The organism is Hamadaea flava, assembly GCF_024172085.1.
Taxonomy (GTDB): domain Bacteria; phylum Actinomycetota; class Actinomycetes; order Mycobacteriales; family Micromonosporaceae; genus Hamadaea; species Hamadaea flava.
The window spans coordinates 3305250-3321756 of record NZ_JAMZDZ010000001.1 but is presented as its reverse complement, the minus strand read 5'-3'; the positions used below and the strand labels follow the sequence as shown (position 1 = coordinate 3321756).

17 protein-coding genes are annotated in these 16507 nt (G+C 70.8%); 8 read left to right on the top strand and 9 right to left on the bottom strand.

Annotated features, from left to right (window positions below):
* Positions 1–130: 130 nt before the first annotated feature.
* Positions 131–589 (top strand): carboxymuconolactone decarboxylase family protein, encoded by a 459-nt coding sequence (locus tag HDA40_RS15515; RefSeq protein ID WP_253756339.1) that lies wholly within the window; start codon positions 131–133, stop codon positions 587–589.
* Positions 590–716: 127 nt separating this feature from the next.
* On the opposite strand, the gene HDA40_RS15510 is transcribed toward HDA40_RS15515, so the two are convergent.
* A complete protein-coding gene (locus HDA40_RS15510) occupies positions 717–2852 on the bottom strand; it encodes a RecQ family ATP-dependent DNA helicase (protein ID WP_253756338.1) in 2136 nt (711 codons plus the stop codon).
* A 180-nt stretch (positions 2853–3032) separates the two neighbouring features.
* On the opposite strand from HDA40_RS15510, the gene HDA40_RS15505 reads away from it, so the two are divergent.
* Entirely contained in the window at positions 3033–4013 is a 981-nt protein-coding gene (locus tag HDA40_RS15505) for a DUF5060 domain-containing protein (protein ID WP_253756336.1), read from the top strand.
* Between the two features lie 53 nt (positions 4014–4066).
* Here HDA40_RS15505 and HDA40_RS15500 read toward each other — a convergent pair whose 3' ends face one another.
* Together HDA40_RS15500 and HDA40_RS15495 are read right to left on the bottom strand one after the other, a co-directional pair.
* On the bottom strand, positions 4067–5143 hold the full coding sequence (locus tag HDA40_RS15500; protein ID WP_253756334.1) for an endonuclease/exonuclease/phosphatase family protein: 1077 nt from the start codon (positions 5141–5143) through the stop codon (positions 4067–4069).
* A 146-nt stretch (positions 5144–5289) separates the two neighbouring features.
* Positions 5290–5601 (bottom strand): MTH1187 family thiamine-binding protein, encoded by a 312-nt coding sequence (locus HDA40_RS15495; protein WP_253756332.1) that lies wholly within the window; start codon positions 5599–5601, stop codon positions 5290–5292.
* A 23-nt stretch (positions 5602–5624) separates the two neighbouring features.
* Between HDA40_RS15495 and HDA40_RS15490 the strand changes: the two genes are divergently transcribed.
* The 3 genes from HDA40_RS15490 (at position 5625) to HDA40_RS15480 (ending at position 8132) form a co-directional block, all read left to right on the top strand.
* Positions 5625–6209 carry a P-loop nucleotide/nucleoside kinase family protein gene (locus HDA40_RS15490; protein ID WP_253756330.1) on the top strand — a complete coding sequence of 195 codons (585 nt, stop codon included), beginning with the start codon at positions 5625–5627 and terminating at the stop codon, positions 6207–6209.
* Between the two features lie 133 nt (positions 6210–6342).
* Positions 6343–7095: a hypothetical protein gene (locus HDA40_RS15485; protein ID WP_253756328.1), complete on the top strand. Its 753-nt coding sequence runs from the start codon at positions 6343–6345 to the stop codon at positions 7093–7095.
* Complete coding sequence (locus HDA40_RS15480) at positions 7095–8132, top strand: hypothetical protein (protein ID WP_253756326.1); 1038 nt, start codon at positions 7095–7097, stop codon at positions 8130–8132. Before HDA40_RS15485 ends, HDA40_RS15480 begins: the two co-directional genes overlap by 1 nt.
* A gap of 60 nt (positions 8133–8192) precedes the next feature.
* Here HDA40_RS15480 and HDA40_RS15475 read toward each other — a convergent pair whose 3' ends face one another.
* The 3 genes from HDA40_RS15475 to HDA40_RS15465 form a co-directional block, all read right to left on the bottom strand.
* Positions 8193–10115, bottom strand: coding sequence for a M48 family metallopeptidase (locus tag HDA40_RS15475; protein WP_253756324.1), 1923 nt, complete (start codon positions 10113–10115; stop codon positions 8193–8195).
* Positions 10116–10135: 20 nt separating this feature from the next.
* Positions 10136–10732 (bottom strand): LemA family protein, encoded by a 597-nt coding sequence (locus tag HDA40_RS15470; RefSeq protein WP_253756322.1) that lies wholly within the window; start codon positions 10730–10732, stop codon positions 10136–10138.
* Between the two features lie 80 nt (positions 10733–10812).
* The gene (locus HDA40_RS15465) at positions 10813–11178 is read right to left on the bottom strand and encodes a nuclear transport factor 2 family protein (protein WP_253756320.1); all 366 of its coding nucleotides are present in this window, start codon (positions 11176–11178) and stop codon (positions 10813–10815) included.
* 57 nt (positions 11179–11235) lie between these two features.
* Here HDA40_RS15465 and HDA40_RS15460 point away from each other — a divergent pair, with 57 nt between their 5' ends.
* Positions 11236–11859, top strand: a complete 624-nt coding sequence (locus tag HDA40_RS15460; RefSeq protein WP_253756318.1) for a TetR/AcrR family transcriptional regulator — start codon at positions 11236–11238, stop codon at positions 11857–11859.
* Positions 11856–12326, top strand: coding sequence for a hypothetical protein (locus HDA40_RS15455; RefSeq protein ID WP_253756316.1), 471 nt, complete (start codon positions 11856–11858; stop codon positions 12324–12326). Before HDA40_RS15460 ends, HDA40_RS15455 begins: the two co-directional genes overlap by 4 nt.
* 3 nt (positions 12327–12329) lie before the next feature.
* Here HDA40_RS15455 and HDA40_RS15450 read toward each other — a convergent pair whose 3' ends face one another.
* Both HDA40_RS15450 and HDA40_RS15445 read right to left on the bottom strand, forming a co-directional pair.
* Entirely contained in the window at positions 12330–12863 is a 534-nt protein-coding gene (locus HDA40_RS15450; RefSeq protein WP_253756314.1) for a hypothetical protein, read from the bottom strand.
* Between the two features lie 41 nt (positions 12864–12904).
* Entirely contained in the window at positions 12905–13960 is a 1056-nt protein-coding gene (locus HDA40_RS15445; protein WP_253756312.1) for a DUF4037 domain-containing protein, read from the bottom strand.
* Positions 13961–14056: 96 nt separating this feature from the next.
* Here HDA40_RS15445 and HDA40_RS15440 point away from each other — a divergent pair, with 96 nt between their 5' ends.
* Positions 14057–15079, top strand: coding sequence for a serine hydrolase (locus HDA40_RS15440; protein WP_253756310.1), 1023 nt, complete (start codon positions 14057–14059; stop codon positions 15077–15079).
* Positions 15080–15185: 106 nt separating this feature from the next.
* Here HDA40_RS15440 and HDA40_RS15435 read toward each other — a convergent pair whose 3' ends face one another.
* Positions 15186–16475 carry an ArsB/NhaD family transporter gene (locus tag HDA40_RS15435; protein WP_253756308.1) on the bottom strand — a complete coding sequence of 430 codons (1290 nt, stop codon included), beginning with the start codon at positions 16473–16475 and terminating at the stop codon, positions 15186–15188.
* Between the last annotated feature and the right edge of the window lie 32 nt (positions 16476–16507).

The following is a 16507-nucleotide window of genomic DNA, read 5'->3' as shown; positions in this document are numbered from 1 at the left end:
GCCCCCGGGCGCCGTTTCGTCTTGCCGGCTCATCTTGCCGGCCTGCTTCATGTGACGGCTGTCACAGCTGTCACATCCGCTCCTTCGCACCCGTCAGTGCAATGACGAACCGTTGTGAAGGAGAGAAACAATGCAGGCTCGGATGACCAACCCCGTCTCCGTCGTTCCCGGTGCGCTGAAGGCCGTGTACGCGCTGAGCCAGTCGGTCCAGGCGACCGGCGTACCCGGCCCGGTGCTGGAGCTGGTCCACCTGCGGGCCAGCCAGATCAACGGCTGCGGCTTCTGCGTGGACTACGGCGTGAAGAGCGCCAAGAAGTCCGGCGAGACCGACGAGCGCCTCCACGGTGTCGCCGCCTGGCGCGAGATGCCGTACTTCACCGACGCCGAACGGGCCGCCCTGGCGCTCAGCGAGTCGATGACCCGCCTCGCCGACCGGGCCGACGCCGTCCCGGGCGACGTGTGGGAGGCGGCCGCGAAGCATTACGACGAGCAGGAGCTGGCCGCGCTGGTGCTGTGGATCGCCACCACGAACTTCTACAACCGGGTCAACGCCACCACACGCCAGCAGGCCGGCTCCCAGACCTGGTGAGCCGCCGCCATTGCCGCCCCGCTCACCGCCGTCGCCTTGCTCAGCGCTGGATCAGGGATCCCGGTCGAATCTTGGCCCAAGATTCGACGCGGATCCCTGATCCAGCGCCCAAGAACGGAGGCGTGGGTCAGGCGTTGAGGGCGAGGGCGAGGGGGTAGACCGCGGACGCGCCGGCCTGGCGTAGCTCGCGGGCGACCAGCGTCGCCGTCCAGCCGCTGTCGACGACGTCGTCCACCAGCAGGATGGGTCCGTCGACAGTAGACAGGGCGGAGGCGAGGTCCGCGCCGATCTCGATCGAGCCGTGGACCAGGCGAAGCCGTTGCGCGCTGTTGCCGCCCGCCACCGGGGACAGCGGGCCGAGCGGAGTCGTGAGACCGAGCAACGGCAGGCGGCCGATCTCGGCGATCCGGGCCGCGGCCGACGCGACGAGCTTAGGGCGGCGGCGGGAGCCGATGCCGACCACGCCGGCTGGGCGTACCGGCCAGGGATCGTCGCCCTTGGCCCAGTCCTTCAGCACCTCCACGAGCGCCTTCAGGACGTCGTCCGGGACCGGTCCGTCCCCGGCGTCGAGGAGCGATCTCAGCCGGGGCCCCCAGCCGAGATCGGACAGCCGGCCGATGGCCCGGCCAGCCGACGCCTGCTCATCGGGGGGTACGCGGCCGGACAGGTCGAGGCCGATGGCGGCCAGCCCGGTCGGCCACTGCCGCCGGGGCTCGATCGTGACGCCCGGCCGATGCAGGTACGCCGTCGCCGCCGCGAGCGCCTCCTCGCTGACCGAGGGCGCCAGGAACTCCCCGGCGCAGGTGTCGCAGCGTCCACACGGCGCGGCGGCGGGATCGTCGAGCTGCTGCCGCAGGAAGTGCATCCGGCAGTCCGAAGTGGAGGCGTACGCGAGCATGGCCCGCTGTTCGGACTCCCGGGCGTCGGCCACGCGACCCAGCCGGGTGGTGTCGTAGGACCACTTCTCGCCGGTCGAGCACCACCCACCGCGTACGCGGCGGACGGCGCCGTCGACGTCGAGGACCTTGAGCATCATCTCCAGCCGCGTACGCCGAAGGTCGACGAGGGGTTCGAGCGCCTGCGTCGACAGCGGTCGGCCGGCCTGATCGAGGACGTCGAGCACGCGGCGTACCTGGTCCTCGGGCGGGAAGGCGAGCGAGGCGAAGTATCGCCAGATCGCGGTGTCCTCCTCGCCCGGCATCAGCACGACGTCCGCCGACTCCACCGCGCGTCCGGCCCGGCCGACCTGCTGGTAGTACGCGATCGGCGAGGCGGGCGCGCCCAGGTGCACGACGAACCCGAGATCGGGCTTGTCGAAGCCCATGCCCAGCGCCGACGTCGCCACCAGCGCCTTGACCTTGTTGTCGAGGAGGTCCTGCTCGGCCTGGCGGCGCTCGGCGTCCTCGGCCTGTCCGGTGTAGACGGCGGCCGAGTAGCCGCGTGACCGCAGGAACTCGGCGGTCTCGCTCGCCCCGGCGACGGTCAGCGTATAGACGATGCCCGAGCCGGCCAGGCCGTCGAGGTGGTCGGCGAGCCAGCCCAGCCGGTGGGCCGCCGACGGCAGCGACATGACCGACAGCCGCAGGGAATCCCGGCCGAGCGGACCCCGCAGCACGAGCACGTCCGCGCCGAGCTGCTCGGCCACGTCGGCGCAGACCCGGCCGTTGGCGGTGGCGGTCGTCGCCAGCACCGGAACGCCGCTGGGCAGCTCGCCGAGCAGCGTACGCAGCCGCCGATAGTCGGGCCGGAAGTCGTGACCCCAGTCGGAGACGCAGTGCGCCTCGTCGATGACGAGCAGGCCGGTCGTGGCGGCCAGCTTCGGCAGCACCCCGTCCCGGAAGTCCGGATTGTTGAGCCGTTCCGGGCTGATCAGCAGCACGTCGACGGCCCCGGCCCGGATCTCGTCGGTGATCTGGTCCCATTCCTCCAGATTCGCCGAGTTGATCGTCCGGGCGCGGATGCCCGCCCGCTCCGCCGCGGCGACCTGGTTGCGCATCAGCGCCAGCAGCGGCGACACGATCACCGTCGGCCCGCTCCCGGTGCGCCGGAGCAGGGCGGTGGCGATGAAGTACACGGCGGACTTGCCCCAGCCCGTGCGCTGCACACAGAGGACGCGTTGACGGTGTTCGACGAGAGCCTGGATCGCCGTCCACTGATCTTCCCGCAGCGTCGGCTCGGCCGCCCGCCCCCCATGAGGAGCACCACTGCCTGCTGGGCCGACCAGCTTACGCAGGACCGATTCAGCCTGATCACGCAGCTCCACGCCACAGACACTACAGGCGGACCCTCCGAACGGCGGTTGCCGCTGCTGTGGATCGATGAAATCGTTTGCGCCGTGACCTTGATCCTCGCCGGACCTGCGCAGACCGCGGTGCACCGGCCGACCGAGTTCACCCTGGACGGGGTGCGTCCTGCGTATGATATGGGGGAAGAAGCGCCGATCATGACCGTGACCGGCCCCGCCGGACTGAGCACCGCGGTGCCGGCCTTTCCCCACGAGGCCGGGTGGCGGGTGCGGTTCGCGCCGCCGCTGCCGGGTCACTGGCAGGTGGTGGCCAGCCACGGACGGGAGCTGAGTCCGCCGCTGGGGTTGGACGTCGACCCCGATCCGGCGGCGCGTGGGGCGATTCACTCCCAGGATGGGGCATTTCGCTACGAGTCAGGCGAGCCGTTTCTCCCGCTCGGCGCGGACCTCGGCCCGCTCGCCGACGCCGAGGCGCGGCTGGCCGAGCTGGCGGCGGCCGGCGCGACCGTCGCCCGGCTCGCCGCCGAGCCGCCAGGAGAATCCGCGCAGCGGCTCGATCGGGTTCTCGACCTGGCCGCCGAGCAGGGCCTATCGGTGATCATGACGTTGCCCGCGGCGAGCTGGACCCTGCACGCGGGTGCACGCTGGGCGGCGCACCCGGCGCTGTTCGCCTGGTCACGTGATAGTCCGGAGTGGACCGACGCGCTGCGTGCGGTCGATCCGTACGGCCACCCGATCGCGGGAGTCGACTTCGAAATCGGCTCGGGCCTCGGCCACCTGCCCGTTCTCTACGACGGCGACCGGTCGCCGTGGGCGACGATCTTCTCGGGATACGCCGGGCACCTCGCCGACGTGCGGTTTCGCGGTCTGCGCGCGTTTCTCGCGGGAGAGTGCCTGGGCCGGTTCGCGCCGATCGCGACCGGACCCGCCCTGGCACTCACCGCGTCGAACAAAGCGCTGCTGTGGATTCCCTCCACTTCGGAGGGACTAGTCACGCTGAGCGGTCTCACGCCCGGCCCGTACATCGCCACCTGGTGTTCGACCGCGGACGGGTCCGCGCAACGCCAAGACCCAGTGGCCGCGCCCGACGGCACGATCCGGCTCGCGATCCCCGCTCTTCCCGCAGACACGGCGGTACGCGTGACGCCGGCCGTTCCGGCGCAGCGCACGCCGCGGTAGCTCCCCCGCGAACCGTCGCCCCCGAGCGGCGACCGCCGCTCGGGGGCCGTTGGTCAGGCGGTGGTGCTCACCTCGTTGAGGCCACGGTAGAAGTCGTGGTCGGAGACGGTGTCGGCGACCTCGATCGGCAGGGCACTCACCGAGGCCGGGTCCACGGTTTCGGAGTAGAAGATGTAGTCGTACTTCGTGGCGGTTCCGAGGGTCTTCGCGCCGCTCCGGCAGGCTGCGGCCGATGCGCTGCACCGGGTCCCGTAGTAGCGGTCGTCGTCCTGGTCGGCTTCGTAGAACATGCCGAACCCGCCGCCGGGCAGGGTTTCCGGGCGGTAGAACGCGTCCATCGCCGGGTCGACGGCGTGCGAGTTGAAGTCCCCGCCCACGACGACGATCTTGCGGTTGGCGATGTCGCCGTCGAGATCGGATGCCAGGCGCGTCGCCTGCGCGGTGCGGGCTCGCTTGTTGATCCCGGCAGGATCCTGGAACGCGCGGAAATGAACGCTGCACCCCTTGACCACACGGCTGCCCAACTCCGGCAGGCTGACGTCGAAACACAACGCGCGGAAGGTACGCGGATTGACCGCAGCCGACCCGTTGATCTGATGACGCTCGCCGCCGACCGAGATCTCGTCGCGGCCGCTCAGCGTGCCCCTAGCGGCCATGACCTGACCGATCCAGCAGCGTCGGTCGTCATTGGACGGATCCGCGTCCTCGTTGACCGCACAATTCGTCGCCCCGCAACCGGTGTAGTTGGTGAGCATCGCGGTGAAGCCCATCTGATATCGCCCGGACGTGAAGGTGTGCGCGCCGAACCACTCAAACTGCTGGTAGCACACCTCCTGGAACATCATCAAGTGCGGCGTGTAGGCGTCCACCAGATTGGCCACGACCGGCAGATTGGTGGTCGTCCCGTGCTGACACATGCCACCGCAGATGTTGTGGCTGATCACCTTGAGCCCCACGGTGGCGGCGACAGCGACATTCGCCGTAGCCGCGCCCGCCGGGGCTGGAGTCGTCAGGACGTTGGTGGCCGGGACCTCGCCGGCCGAAAGAACCGCGGCCCCACTGGGCACCGCGCCCGGGATGACCATCCCGGCGACGGCGATCACCAAGATCGCCAAACTCCTGCGAACCACGACTTCGCTCCTCCCCAGGTCTTACGTGGTCGTCGAACTCCTCCGTTCGCTGGACTCACGGCCGTTGGAATCGACGAAGACCACCGGACCGAGCCGGCAGGCTCGTGGCGGTCGGGGGGATTGTGCCACCAAATCGATCGATCCGGTCAGTCCCCGATGTCGCCGAGGAGGCGGTCGACGGTCGCCACCTTCGCGTCGAGCGCTCCGCTGACGCCGTCGCGCCAGTCGAGCTTGAGCACCAGCCCGGTACGCGGAGAGCGGGCGTGCACGGCCTCGGTGGCGGCCTTGACGACGGCCATCACCTCGTCCCAGGACTCGCCTTCGATGGTGGTGAACATGGCGTCGGTGCGGTTGGGCAGGCCGGACGCGCGTACGACGCGAATGGCCTCGGCGACGATCTCCCCGACGTCCTCGCCGGTGCCGACCGGGGAAACACTGAACGCGACCAGAACGGACATGATCACGAGGCTATCATCGGGGCGTGAAAGACCAGGTCGCGGACGTGTGGGTGGTCGCCGGGCCGCCCGGGGCGGGCAAGTCCACCGTCGCCGGGTTGCTGCTGGAGCGCCTCGATCCGGTGCCGGCCCTGCTCGACAAGGACACCCTCTACGGCGACTTCGTGGCCGCGACGCTGGCGGCGTACGGGCGGCCGGAGGGGGAACGCGAGGGACCCTGGTATGACCAGCACATCAAGGAACACGAGTACGCCGGGCTCACCGCGACGGCCCGGGAAGTGCGTTCGCACGGCTGTCCCGTGTTGTTGTCGGGCCCGTTCAGCGGCCCGATCCATGATCCGGGCCGGTGGGAGGTCTGGGTCGCCGCGCTCGGCGGCCCGCGCGTACGCCTGATCTGGGTGCACACCGATCCGGTGACGCTGCGGGGCCGGATCGAGACGCGGGGGCTGGCCCGGGACGGGGTCAAGCTCGCCGACTACGGGGCGTACGTGGCGCGCATCCAGCCGGACCGGCCGCCGGCGGCGCCGCACGAGCGCGTCGACAACCGGGGTGGCCGGGAGGCGCTCGCGCGGCAGGTCGCCGAGATCGTGGAACGGGCTCAGGAGCCGTAGCCGTCGCGGGCGCGAATGCTCGGATCCATCGGAGTACGCGCATCCGAGACTGGTCCTCTGGGCGGGCTTCCGCCAGAGTTCCCCGGCAGTACGATGTGGTCGCTTTCCGTTCCCGGCCCTGGGGAGGTCGCGTATGTCTACACCAGACGAACAGCCCGTTCCGCCGCCGATCAGCCCGCCGCCGATGCCGGAAGATTTCCACCTGCCGACTGCGGCGCCGCCCGGCCCGTACCTTTCCGACGACGGCTGGGACGCGCCGACACCGGTCGCCGCGCCGCAGCCGGTCACGCCGCCGCCCGTCGTCCCACCGCCGCCCTTCGTCCCACCGCCGCCCGCGCCGTCGCCGTTCGTTCCGCAGCCGCCCACGCCGCAGTGGTCGCGACCGGTGCAGCCACCCGGATCGGCTCCACCCGGGCCGTATCTTGCCGATCAGGGCTGGGATGCCGGGCCGTCTCCGGTGCAGTCCCCCGGTTCACCGCCGCCGGGGCCGTATCTGGCCGACCAGGGCTGGAGTGCCGCGCAGCAGTCGGGTTCGGCTCCGCCGGGGCCGTATCTGGCGGATCAGGGTTGGAGTGCCCCGCAGCAGTCGGGTTCGGCTCCGCCGGGGCCGTATCTGGCGGATCAGGGCTGGAATGCGCCGCAGCCGCCAGGTTCGCCGCCACCCGGGCCGTATCTGGGCGACCAGGGCTGGAATACGCCGCAGCCGCAGGGTTCACCGCCGCCCGGTCCCTATCTGGGGGACGCGCCTTGGGACAACGCCCCGGGATCGGCACCACCCGGGCCGTACCTCAGTGACAGCGGCCGCAGCGGCACGACGCCGGGTCCGCGCACGGAGCATTACGAACCGTTTTTGACGCGGCTGTTCCGCCGCTTCCGGAGCCGCTAGTGAGCGACATCGTCAAGGGAGTCCTCAGCGGCGGCTGGGGACTGGTCGTCGGCTGGATTCTGCCCGCCGCGCTCAATGTGATCATCGCTGCGTGGCTGCTTCCCGGGGTCGCGGGGTTGCCCCGGCTGAGCGATCTGGCCGAGGACGCCACGCGTACGGGGTTGCTGGCCCTGGCCACGGCGATCCTGGCCGGGCTGCTGCTCGCCGCCGTCCAGACGCCGCTCTACCGGATTCTGGAGGGCTACTTCGGCTGGCCGCGCCCGTTCGTGGCGGCTGGCCGCCGTCGCATGCTGCGCCGCAAGCACCTGCTCGCCGACCGCCTCGACGCGGCTCGTCTGGCCGACGCGGAGGCGAACGGGACGCTGGACGAGGACGGCGCGGCGGCGCTCGCCGCGATGCGGGCACACCCGTTGGTCGGCCGCCACGTAACCGCCGACACCCGGCGCGGCCCGGTCCAACGTGGACTGTTGCATGAGCGGCTGCGCCGTTTCCCGGTGGACGACGGTCAAGTAGTGGCGACCCGGCTCGGCAACGCGATCCGGCGGCTGGAAGAGTACGGCTACGACCGGTACCGCCTCGACTCCCAGGTCTTCTGGTACGAGCTGACCGCGGTCGTGCCTGAGCGTACGGCGAAGCAGGTGGACCAAGCACGGACCACCGTGGACTTCTTCGTCTGCCTGCTCTACGGCCACCTCATCGTCGCAGCGTTCGCCGTCGGCGCGGTGGCCTCGGGTGCGGCCGACGGCTCTGTCGCGTTGTGGTCCACCGTGGCCGCTCTGGTCCTGCTGTCGATCGCCTGGTACCGGGCGGCCGTCATCACGACCGACGACTGGTCCGCCGCCGTACGCGCGATGGTCAACGTCGGCCGGGTACCCCTTGCCCAAGCGCTGGGCCTGCGGCTGCCGGACGGCCTCAGCGAGGAGCGTGCGATGTGGACGCTCAGCTCGCAGCTGACGCGGCTGGCGTACGACGAACGGGCCACCGACCTCGACAAGTACCGAGCCTCCGGCGGATCAGGGTTCTCGGTCGAATCATGAGGAAAGATTCGACCGAGAACCCTGATCCAGAGCACAGAAGGGCCGGCAGCGTCGAAGGGGCTAGCTGAGCGGGGGGAGCGGGCAGTGCAGCAGGGAGCAGACGGTCCGCAGCAGCTCGGCTTCGGCGACGGTCACCGTGCCGTCGGACCCGATGACCGCCACGATCGCCTGCACCAGACGGGACTTGTCGTCTGGGACGAGGCCGTCGAGCGCCGCCCAGACCGACTCGAGTTCGACGACCCCGCGCGGGGGAGCGACGTACTCGGCCTGCTTGCCGGGCAGGAGGACGGCGACTCCGGCGTCGAACGCGCTCTGGGCCCGGGTGGCGCTGACCGCGCCGGCCTGGGCGAGCACCGCCAGCAGGATGAGCGCGGCGTCCGTCGAGGCCGCGAGCGTACGCTGCGGTTCCCGCCAGCCCGAGTTCGGCTTCATCGATTCCTGGAGCTGGCCGAGCAGCAGTCGGGACATGCAGTACTCGAAGACGGTGATCCGGCCGTCGGCGTGGATCAGCGCGAAGACCGCGCCGAGCAAAGCCTGCTGGTCGGCGGTGGCCAGCGAGCGCAGCGCCGGGAAGGCGATCTCGGCCAGTGGCAGCCGGTGCGCCGGGGCGAGCGTGGCCAGGTCGCCGGCCTCGGCCAGGGCGGCGTCGGCGATCCGCTGGCCGAGCTTCTCCTGCAGCGTCCGGTGCTGGGCGTTCCGAGCCGACGGGTCCTCCGCCATGAGCAGCCCCAGCACCAGCGGGCCGACGGTCTGCGGATTCCGGGCGCGGCCGAGGACGGCCTCGGGGATCTCGCCGAGCAGCGTTCCGGCCCGCTGATAGGACTCGCTGGTCGGGGCGGCGACCTGGGTCACCACGACGTGCGGCTGCACCGCCGCCTTGGGCGCGGGAGCGGGGGCGGCCGCCGCAGGCGGTGCGAAGCCGAGCGCGATGTCCTCCTGCTGCCCGTCCGGCGGCTGCTGCGCCCACTGCTGCGCCAGCCGGTCCAGCTCGGCCGGGTCGAACTCCGGCTCCAGCACCTTGATCCGGTCGGCCAGCGGCGGGTGGGTGGCGAACAGCGAGCTGAGGCGGCGGCCGGAGCCGAACAGCATGTGCCCGACCTCCTCCTCGCGCGGATTGCGGACCTGCGAGCCGGTCGGCAGCCCGCCGATCTTCTTCAGCGCCCCGGCGATGCCGGAGGTCTGCCGGGTGAACTGCACGGCCGAGGCGTCGGCCAGGTACTCCCGTTGCCGGGACACCGACGCCTGGATGAGCCGTCCGGCGAAGACGCCGATGAGGCCCGCGCCGACCATCGCGATGCCGATCAGCGGCAACGGGTTGCCGCCGGACTTCTCGCCGTCCCGGGACGACCGGTTGTTGCCGCCGCCCGCGAAGAAGCCCCAGCGCAGCAGCTCCCGCCCGATGACGGTGAGGAACAGGATGCCGAACAGCAGCCCGATCAGCCGGATGTTGAGCCGCATGTCTCCGTTGAGGACGTGGCTGAACTCGTGGGCGATGACGCCCTGCAACTCGTCGCGGTTGAGCCGGTCCAGCGACCCCTGGGTGACCGCGACCGCCGCGTCCGTCGGCGACCAGCCCGCGGCGAAGGCGTTGATGCCCTGCTCCCGAGGCAGCACATACACCTCCGGCACCGGTACGCCGGACGCGATGGCGATCTCCTCGACCACGTTGCGCAGCCGCCGGAGCTGCGGATCGGTCGTGTCCTGGGGCACGAGGACGCCGCCCAGTTCGATGGCGACCTTGCCGCCGCCGCCCCGCAGGCTGACCGTCCGGAACAGGCTGGCCAGCCCGATCGACAGTCCGGTCACGAAGGCGGCGGCGACGGCCAGGCCGACGATCGTCGTGGGATCCTCATCCCAGGCGCCGAACGCCGTGATCACCGCCAGCGCGACGGTGACGATGATGCCGATGACGGCTACGACGAAGAGCACCACCAGGCGCGCCGACATGCGGCGTACCTGTTGCTGGCGGCCGAAGAAGTCCATCCGAGGGGTCCGGCCCGGGCTCAGAACTGGACCTTGGGCGCCTGACGCTGCTGCGGGTCCTCGATCTCCAGCAGCGCGGCCTGGCCGAAGCCGCCCATCCCCGCGATCAGGTTCGCCGGGAAGACCTCCCGCTTGTTGTTGTAGGCCATGACGGAGTCGTTGTACGCCTGGCGCGCGAACGCGACCCGGTTCTCCGTGCTGGTCAGCTCCTCGGAGAGCTGCATCATGTTCTGGTTGGCCTTCAGATCCGGGTAGGCCTCGGCGACCGCGAACAGGCGGCCCAGCGCTTGCGTCAGCATGCCTTCGGCCCCGCCCAGCTCCTGCATCGCGGCCGGGTCGCCCGGGTTCGCTCCGGCGGCGGACTGCGCCGTGACGGCCCGGGTCCGCGCCGCGGTGACGGCCTCGAGGGTCTCCCGCTCGTGCTTGATGTACCCCTTGGCCGTCTCCACCAGGTTGGGGATCAGGTCATGCCGCCGGGTGAGTTGCACATCGATCTGGGCGAAGGCGTTCTTGTACCCGTTGCGCGCGCGAACGAGCCCGTTGTAAACGGACACGCCCCACCCGCCGACGACAAGCACGATCAGAACCAGACAGACGATGCCGATCAGCCATTCCATGGCGCTCTCCTTGGGCAGCCGGACAAGTTCCCCCTTGGGATCTTCACTCCAGCCTAAGCAATCGAGTCCACCGGGTCTGATCAACGCCGGGGGTCGTGCAGCGGGCCGATGTGCACGGCCGCCACCCGCTGTTCGCCGGCGTCGCCGACGGCCACGATCGTGACCCGGTATCGGCCGGACTTGTCCTGGCCTTGATGGGTCGTGTGCTGGTCGAGGACGCCGATCACCACGGCAGCCCCGTCGTGGTCGTGCACCTGCGGCTCTTCCACGGCCACGGCCTGGTTGGCCAGGCCCTGACCGAACCGGGCGAGCCATTGCTGCCGGTTCAGCACGAAGCCGAACGGGCCGACGCCGACGAAACCGTCGGCCAGCACCTGATCCAGCGCGGTCGCGTCGTTCCGCTGCTCGGCGGCGGCCCAGCGCTGCACGAGGTCGAGGACGGTCATGATTCCTCCTTGAATTTGGTGTTGCCCCAATTTTAGAGCTGCCCTAAGATTAGCGCCATGGGGTTGCGGGAAGTCAAGAAGGAACAGACTCGGCGACACCTCGCCGAGGTCGCGGGCCGGTTGTTCGCCGAGCGCGGGTTCGACCGGGTGACCGTCGCCGAGGTGGCCCGCGAGGCCCAGGTCGCCGAGGCGACCGTCTTCAACTACTTCCCGGCCAAGGAAGACCTCTTCTACTCGCGGTTCGAGAGCTTCGAGAGCGGGCTCGTCGACGCCGTCCGTGATCGTGCGCCGGGCGTGTCGGCGCTGGCCGCGTTCCGGGATCGACTGCTGCGTACTGGGGGACTGCTGGCCCAGGTCGCCACGGACGCGGAGGCGTGGGAGCGGCTGCGGACGCTCAACCGGGTCATCGCCGGCAGCGCCGCTCTGCGTACGCGCGAGCAGCGGGTCATGGCCGAGGCGACCGCTGCGTTGGCCGGGCTCCTCGCCGCCGAGCCGGGTGCTGACGAGGTCACCGCGTACGTGGTCGCCAACGCGCTGATGGGAGTGCATCGCGCGCTCATCGATCACGTCCGGCGAGCCGTCGCCGCCGGGGTCGCGCCGGATCGGCTCGCCGCCGAGACGACCGAGTTCGGCGTACGCGCCTTCGATCTGCTCGCCACCGGCCTGGGAGGACAGTCGTGAAACGGTTCGGCCCGCGTACGCGTAAAGCGATCCTGCTCGTCCATATCCTGGCGGCCGGCGTGTGGCTCGGAGTCGACGTGGTGATGGCCGTCTTCGTCGGCGTCGCGGCGACCACGGACGACCCGAGCACCCGGATGCTCAGCTTCCGGGCGCTGGACACCTTCGCGGTGCCGTCGCTGCTGACCACGGGCACGATCAGCCTGCTGAGCGGGCTGCTGCTCGGCCTCGGCAGCCGCTACGGCCTGGTCAGGTACTGGTGGGTGGCGGTCAAGCTGGTGCTCAACCTCATCCTCACGGCGCTCGTGCTCGTCGGGCTCGCCCCCGCGATTCAGCGTTCCCTGGAGCTGGCGGCCGTCGGCGATCTGGCCTATCCGCCTGTCGTGTCACCGGTCTGCCTGCTCATCGCGTACACGTTGGCTGTTTTCAAGCCGTGGGGCCGGATCAGCAAGAGCCGCCCCACGGCCTGAGCGTCACGCGATCATCGCGCAGATGTCCTTCTCCGTGCCCTTGGCGTAGCTGAGGGTGCGGCCCGCGGGCGTGAGTTCCGCGATGTAGCGGCCGGTCAGCAAGTAGAGCCCGGCGGCGTGGTTGTTGGCGCGGTCGGGCCGGAAGCCCATGGCGACCGGGCCGGACCAGTCCCAGGTCTGGCTGCCGTCGGCGTGATAGGTGACCACGTGCCCGTGGCCGCTCGCGTTGACGGTGGCCGACGCGCCAGTGTCCAGATTGGTCACCTTGACCGTCAGCGGGCCGAGGTACTCCTCCTGCAGTTCGGGCTCGGTGGCGATGACCCGGCCACGGACGCCGTCGATGGGCTCCTCGATCCGGATGGGGAAGGCGCACAGCGCGCCGCCGGGAATCTCGGCGGGCTCACTGGGCGTGGGGAACCAGCCGGAGTCGCCGTACGGGCTCTCCGGCTGCCCGGCCGCGACGGCCGGACTGGCGGCGGCGGTGACGCCGAGCGCGGTGATCAGGGCGGTGGCGGCGACTGCTCGGGCAAGACGCACGGGGGTGCCTCCTCACGATGGGGCTAACCAGTTACCTCCTACTAACTGGTTAGCCCGCCCGTCAGGTTGTCATAGATCTCCGCCAGCTTGGCGCGATTGTCCGGATTGCTCAGCAGGGGATCGCTGTCGGCCCATTGGCCCACCGCGCCGACGCCATGCGGCATCGCCTTCAGCCCGGCGTCGGTGACCTCGGCCAGCAGCGACGACTGCACCTCGTCGGCAATCGTCCAGAAGGGACGATCGAAGAAGCGGGCCGCCGCCGTCTCGGGGCCGGGCCGCCCGTTCTCCCGCTGGACCTTCAGGAGCAGCTCGGCCGCGTCGAGGACGGCTCGCTCCCGGTCGCGCCAGTCATCGGAGTCGAGCAGCCGCCGCAGCGGCTCGGTCAGGGACTCCTTGGCCGGGAGCAGCGCTTCGCGCCATTTGGCGTACGGGGCCCAGCGGCGGTGGACCAGGTAGGACAGTTCCATCAGCTCACCGGCCAGGGCCGCGGAGAGGATCCGCGACTGGAGCTCCTGACCTCGTTCGGCGGTACGCCCGATGAACGACATCCGCATCCCGATCCGGATCCAGGCGGTGGCCAGCACGAACCGGTCCACCTCGGCGGGATACCAGCGCAGGGCGTCGCGGAGCGGACCCAGTTCCCCGGTCGTGTCGGTGAAGACAGCCCCGGCAGTGACCTCCAGTACGCCCTGGCCGGTGACGGTCAGCCAGCCCTTCGTGGTCAGCGTGTGGTCGCCGGCGGGCCGAGCGCCGAGGCGGCTGGCCGCGAAGTCGGTCACCGTCGCCACCTCGACCTGGTGGGACTCGGTCTGATTCCAGGTGACGGGGAAGCGCACCCGGTGGCCGGCGTACTCGGGCGGCAGTTCGGCTTCGAGCATCGCGTGCACGGTCGCGACCCGGGCGTGCTCAGCGTTCGGCAGCAGCAGGGTCAGCCGGCAGCCCCAGTCGTGATCGCGGCTGATCTCGTCGTCCAGCCCGAGCATGTCCGACCCGGACCCCAGCCGGGCGGTGGCGTACCGCAGGTCCGGGAAATGCCGCGTGAGCAGCGGCTCGACGACATCGGCGGCGTACGCGCGGGAGAGGTCGATGCCTTTCATGATCGCAGCAAACCGGAAATCCCGGTCGACCCGCAACGTAATTCCGCGCCGATCACGTCTTCCCGACGGATGATCTCGCTACGAGGAGGTATCAGCATGACCGTCCCGATGAGCCGCCGCGCGGCACTCGGATTCGGTAGCGTCGCAGCTGCGACGGCCGTGTTCGGCACGGCCGAGTCCGCCGCCGCCGAGGAGGCCAGCCCGTCCGTGTCCGCCCAGGCCACCCCGGAACAAGCCGCCGCCGCGATCGGCCTGGTCTACAAGGCCGCCGCGAAGAAGGCCGGCGGAACCTGGAACGCCAAGGTGAGCGTCGAAGGCGCGGCCGGACCGATCTCGGCCGTGGCGGCCGGCGTCGACGACACGGTCGAGTCCTATAGCGTGAACAAGATCCCGGTCGCGATCGCGGTCCTCGACAAGGTCGACCGCGGGCTGCTCGCGCTCGACCAGCGCATCGAGGTGACCTCGGCGATCGTCATCCCCGGCGGCGACGGGATCTTCAGCCTCGACGGGGCCTACCCCAGCTCGGTCACCTTGGGCCACGCGCTCGCCGCGCTGCTCACCGTCTCCGACGACACGGCGGTACGCCTCTGTGGGCTGGTCGCCCCGGCGCTGGAGATCAACCAGATCCTCGTCGCCAAGGGCTTCCCGCGTACGCAGGTGGAGCCGGTCGCCAACCCGAACCGGTTCTTCCTCGGCACCACCACTCCCACCGAGATGCACGACCTGCTCCGGGCGCTGGTCCGGGGCGACCTGCTCAGCCCGGCCTCGACGGCGTACCTGGTGGGGCTGCTGCGCTCGCCGATCGCCTTCACCGACGGCGTACGCCGGGAGATGTCCTCCGACGAGCGGGCCCGGATCGCCACCAAGGCGGGCTGGTTCGACGACGGCCGCAACGAGGCCGGGATCGTCTTCGACACCGCCGGTGAACCCCTGCTCACGTACGCCTTCTTCGCGAGGGGTCAGGCGAACCCGGAGGACTTCGGGGCGACCCACCCGGCGGTGCAGGCACGGGCGGTCATGGGCCGCGCGTTCCTGACCATCCTCGGCCGCCTCACCGGCGCGACCGAGGCTGCCACCCTCGTGACCCGCACCCCCTACCGCCCGTCCAACGGCGGCTGACCCGCTCCCGCTGTTCCCTGCAGATCACGGATACGCATGCGATCTCGGCCGTCGGAAGCATGCGTATCCGTGATCTGCAGGGTCGCTTCGCCGGGGCGAGGGGAAATCAGGTGACGATGAGGACGGCGACGCTGGCCGCGAGGACGGCGGCGGCCGTGGCGGCGCCGGTCAGGACGAACTTGCGCCAGTCGATCGCCACGCCCCGGTTGCGGCAGTGCTCGGCCCAGATCAGGGTGGCCAGCGACGCCCACGGCGTGATCAGCGGGCCGACGTTGGTGCCGATGAGCAGGCCGAGCCCCTGCGTGTGGTTGGCCTCCGGGATGACCGCCTCGCCGGCGACGTAGCTGGGCAGGTTGTTGAGGATGTTGGCGAAGCCGCCGCCGGCGATCGCCGCGCGCCAGGTGCCGGTCGCGCCCGGGTCGGTGCCGATCAGCGAGGTCATCATCGAGTCGAGGCCGTGCTGGCCGACCGTCTCGACCACGAGGAACAGGCCGGTCACGAAGACGACCAGCCGCCACGGGATCAGGCTCCAGCGCAGGTGCCGCCGCCCCCACTTCGCGAACGCGGCGACGAGGACGGCCGCGCAGACCGGCGTCATGTACGCCAGCGGCACGTCCAGCAGCAGGCCGGTGATGAAGACCGCGCAGCAGACCGAGGCGACCCAGAACAGTGGACGGTTGCCCGCCCGGTGCGGACTCGGCGGTGTGTAACGCGGCGGGTTGCGCCGCCAATAGAAGATCCAGAGACAACCCGCGACGACGACGATCGCGGCGAGTTGAGGCAGCGCCATCCGCTCGGCGAAGGCGACCGGGCTGAGCTTCACACGGCTGGCGGCGAGGAGGTTGGTGAGGTTGGAGACGGGCAACAACAGGCTCGCCGTGTTGGCCAGCCACACCGTCGTCATCGCCAGCGGCAGCGGGGCGACCCCGGCGCGTACGGCGGTCGCCAACATGACCGGCGTGAGCAGGACGGCGGTCGTGTCGAGGTTCAGGAACATCGTGGTCAGTGCGGCGAAGGCCAGGCAGAGCCAGAACAGTGCGACGTTGCTGCCGCGCGCCGCGATCGTCACCCGCGCCGCGATCACGTCGAAGACCTCGGCCTCGGCGGTCAGCTCGGCCAGGATGACCACCGAGAACAGGAAGATCAGGATCGGCAGGATGCGTTCGAGCGTCTCGCTCGCGTCGCGGGCAGGCAGGAGGCCGGTAGCGGTCGCCAGACCGCCCGCGACGAGCAGCGCGATCGCCAGCCAGTCCATCCCGCTCAGTCGGCCGAGCAGGCCGCGCGGGTGCGCCGGAGTGGCCGCCGAGATGGGTTCCGCCGGAGCGGCCGCCGCGGTGGCGGAGAGGTCTTCGTCCACGGTTGCCACCTCGCGGCGCCGTCGGGTGTTCGTCTTCACCGTTCGCTCGTCTCGCCCGAGCCCGGGGTGAC

Coding starts and splice junctions, on each gene's coding strand:
- HDA40_RS15515 (WP_253756339.1), top strand. CDS start 131: ATGCAGGCTCGGATGACCAACCCCGTCTCCGTCGTTCCCGGTGCGCTG.
- HDA40_RS15505 (WP_253756336.1), top strand. CDS start 3,033: ATGACCGTGACCGGCCCCGCCGGACTGAGCACCGCGGTGCCGGCCTTT.
- HDA40_RS15495 (WP_253756332.1), bottom strand. CDS start 5,601: ATGTCCGTTCTGGTCGCGTTCAGTGTTTCCCCGGTCGGCACCGGCGAG.
- HDA40_RS15485 (WP_253756328.1), top strand. CDS start 6,343: ATGTCTACACCAGACGAACAGCCCGTTCCGCCGCCGATCAGCCCGCCG.
- HDA40_RS15475 (WP_253756324.1), bottom strand. CDS start 10,115: ATGGACTTCTTCGGCCGCCAGCAACAGGTACGCCGCATGTCGGCGCGC.
- HDA40_RS15470 (WP_253756322.1), bottom strand. CDS start 10,732: ATGGAATGGCTGATCGGCATCGTCTGTCTGGTTCTGATCGTGCTTGTC.
- HDA40_RS15465 (WP_253756320.1), bottom strand. CDS start 11,178: ATGACCGTCCTCGACCTCGTGCAGCGCTGGGCCGCCGCCGAGCAGCGG.
- HDA40_RS15460 (WP_253756318.1), top strand. CDS start 11,236: ATGGGGTTGCGGGAAGTCAAGAAGGAACAGACTCGGCGACACCTCGCC.
- HDA40_RS15445 (WP_253756312.1), bottom strand. CDS start 13,960: ATGAAAGGCATCGACCTCTCCCGCGCGTACGCCGCCGATGTCGTCGAG.
- HDA40_RS15440 (WP_253756310.1), top strand. CDS start 14,057: ATGACCGTCCCGATGAGCCGCCGCGCGGCACTCGGATTCGGTAGCGTC.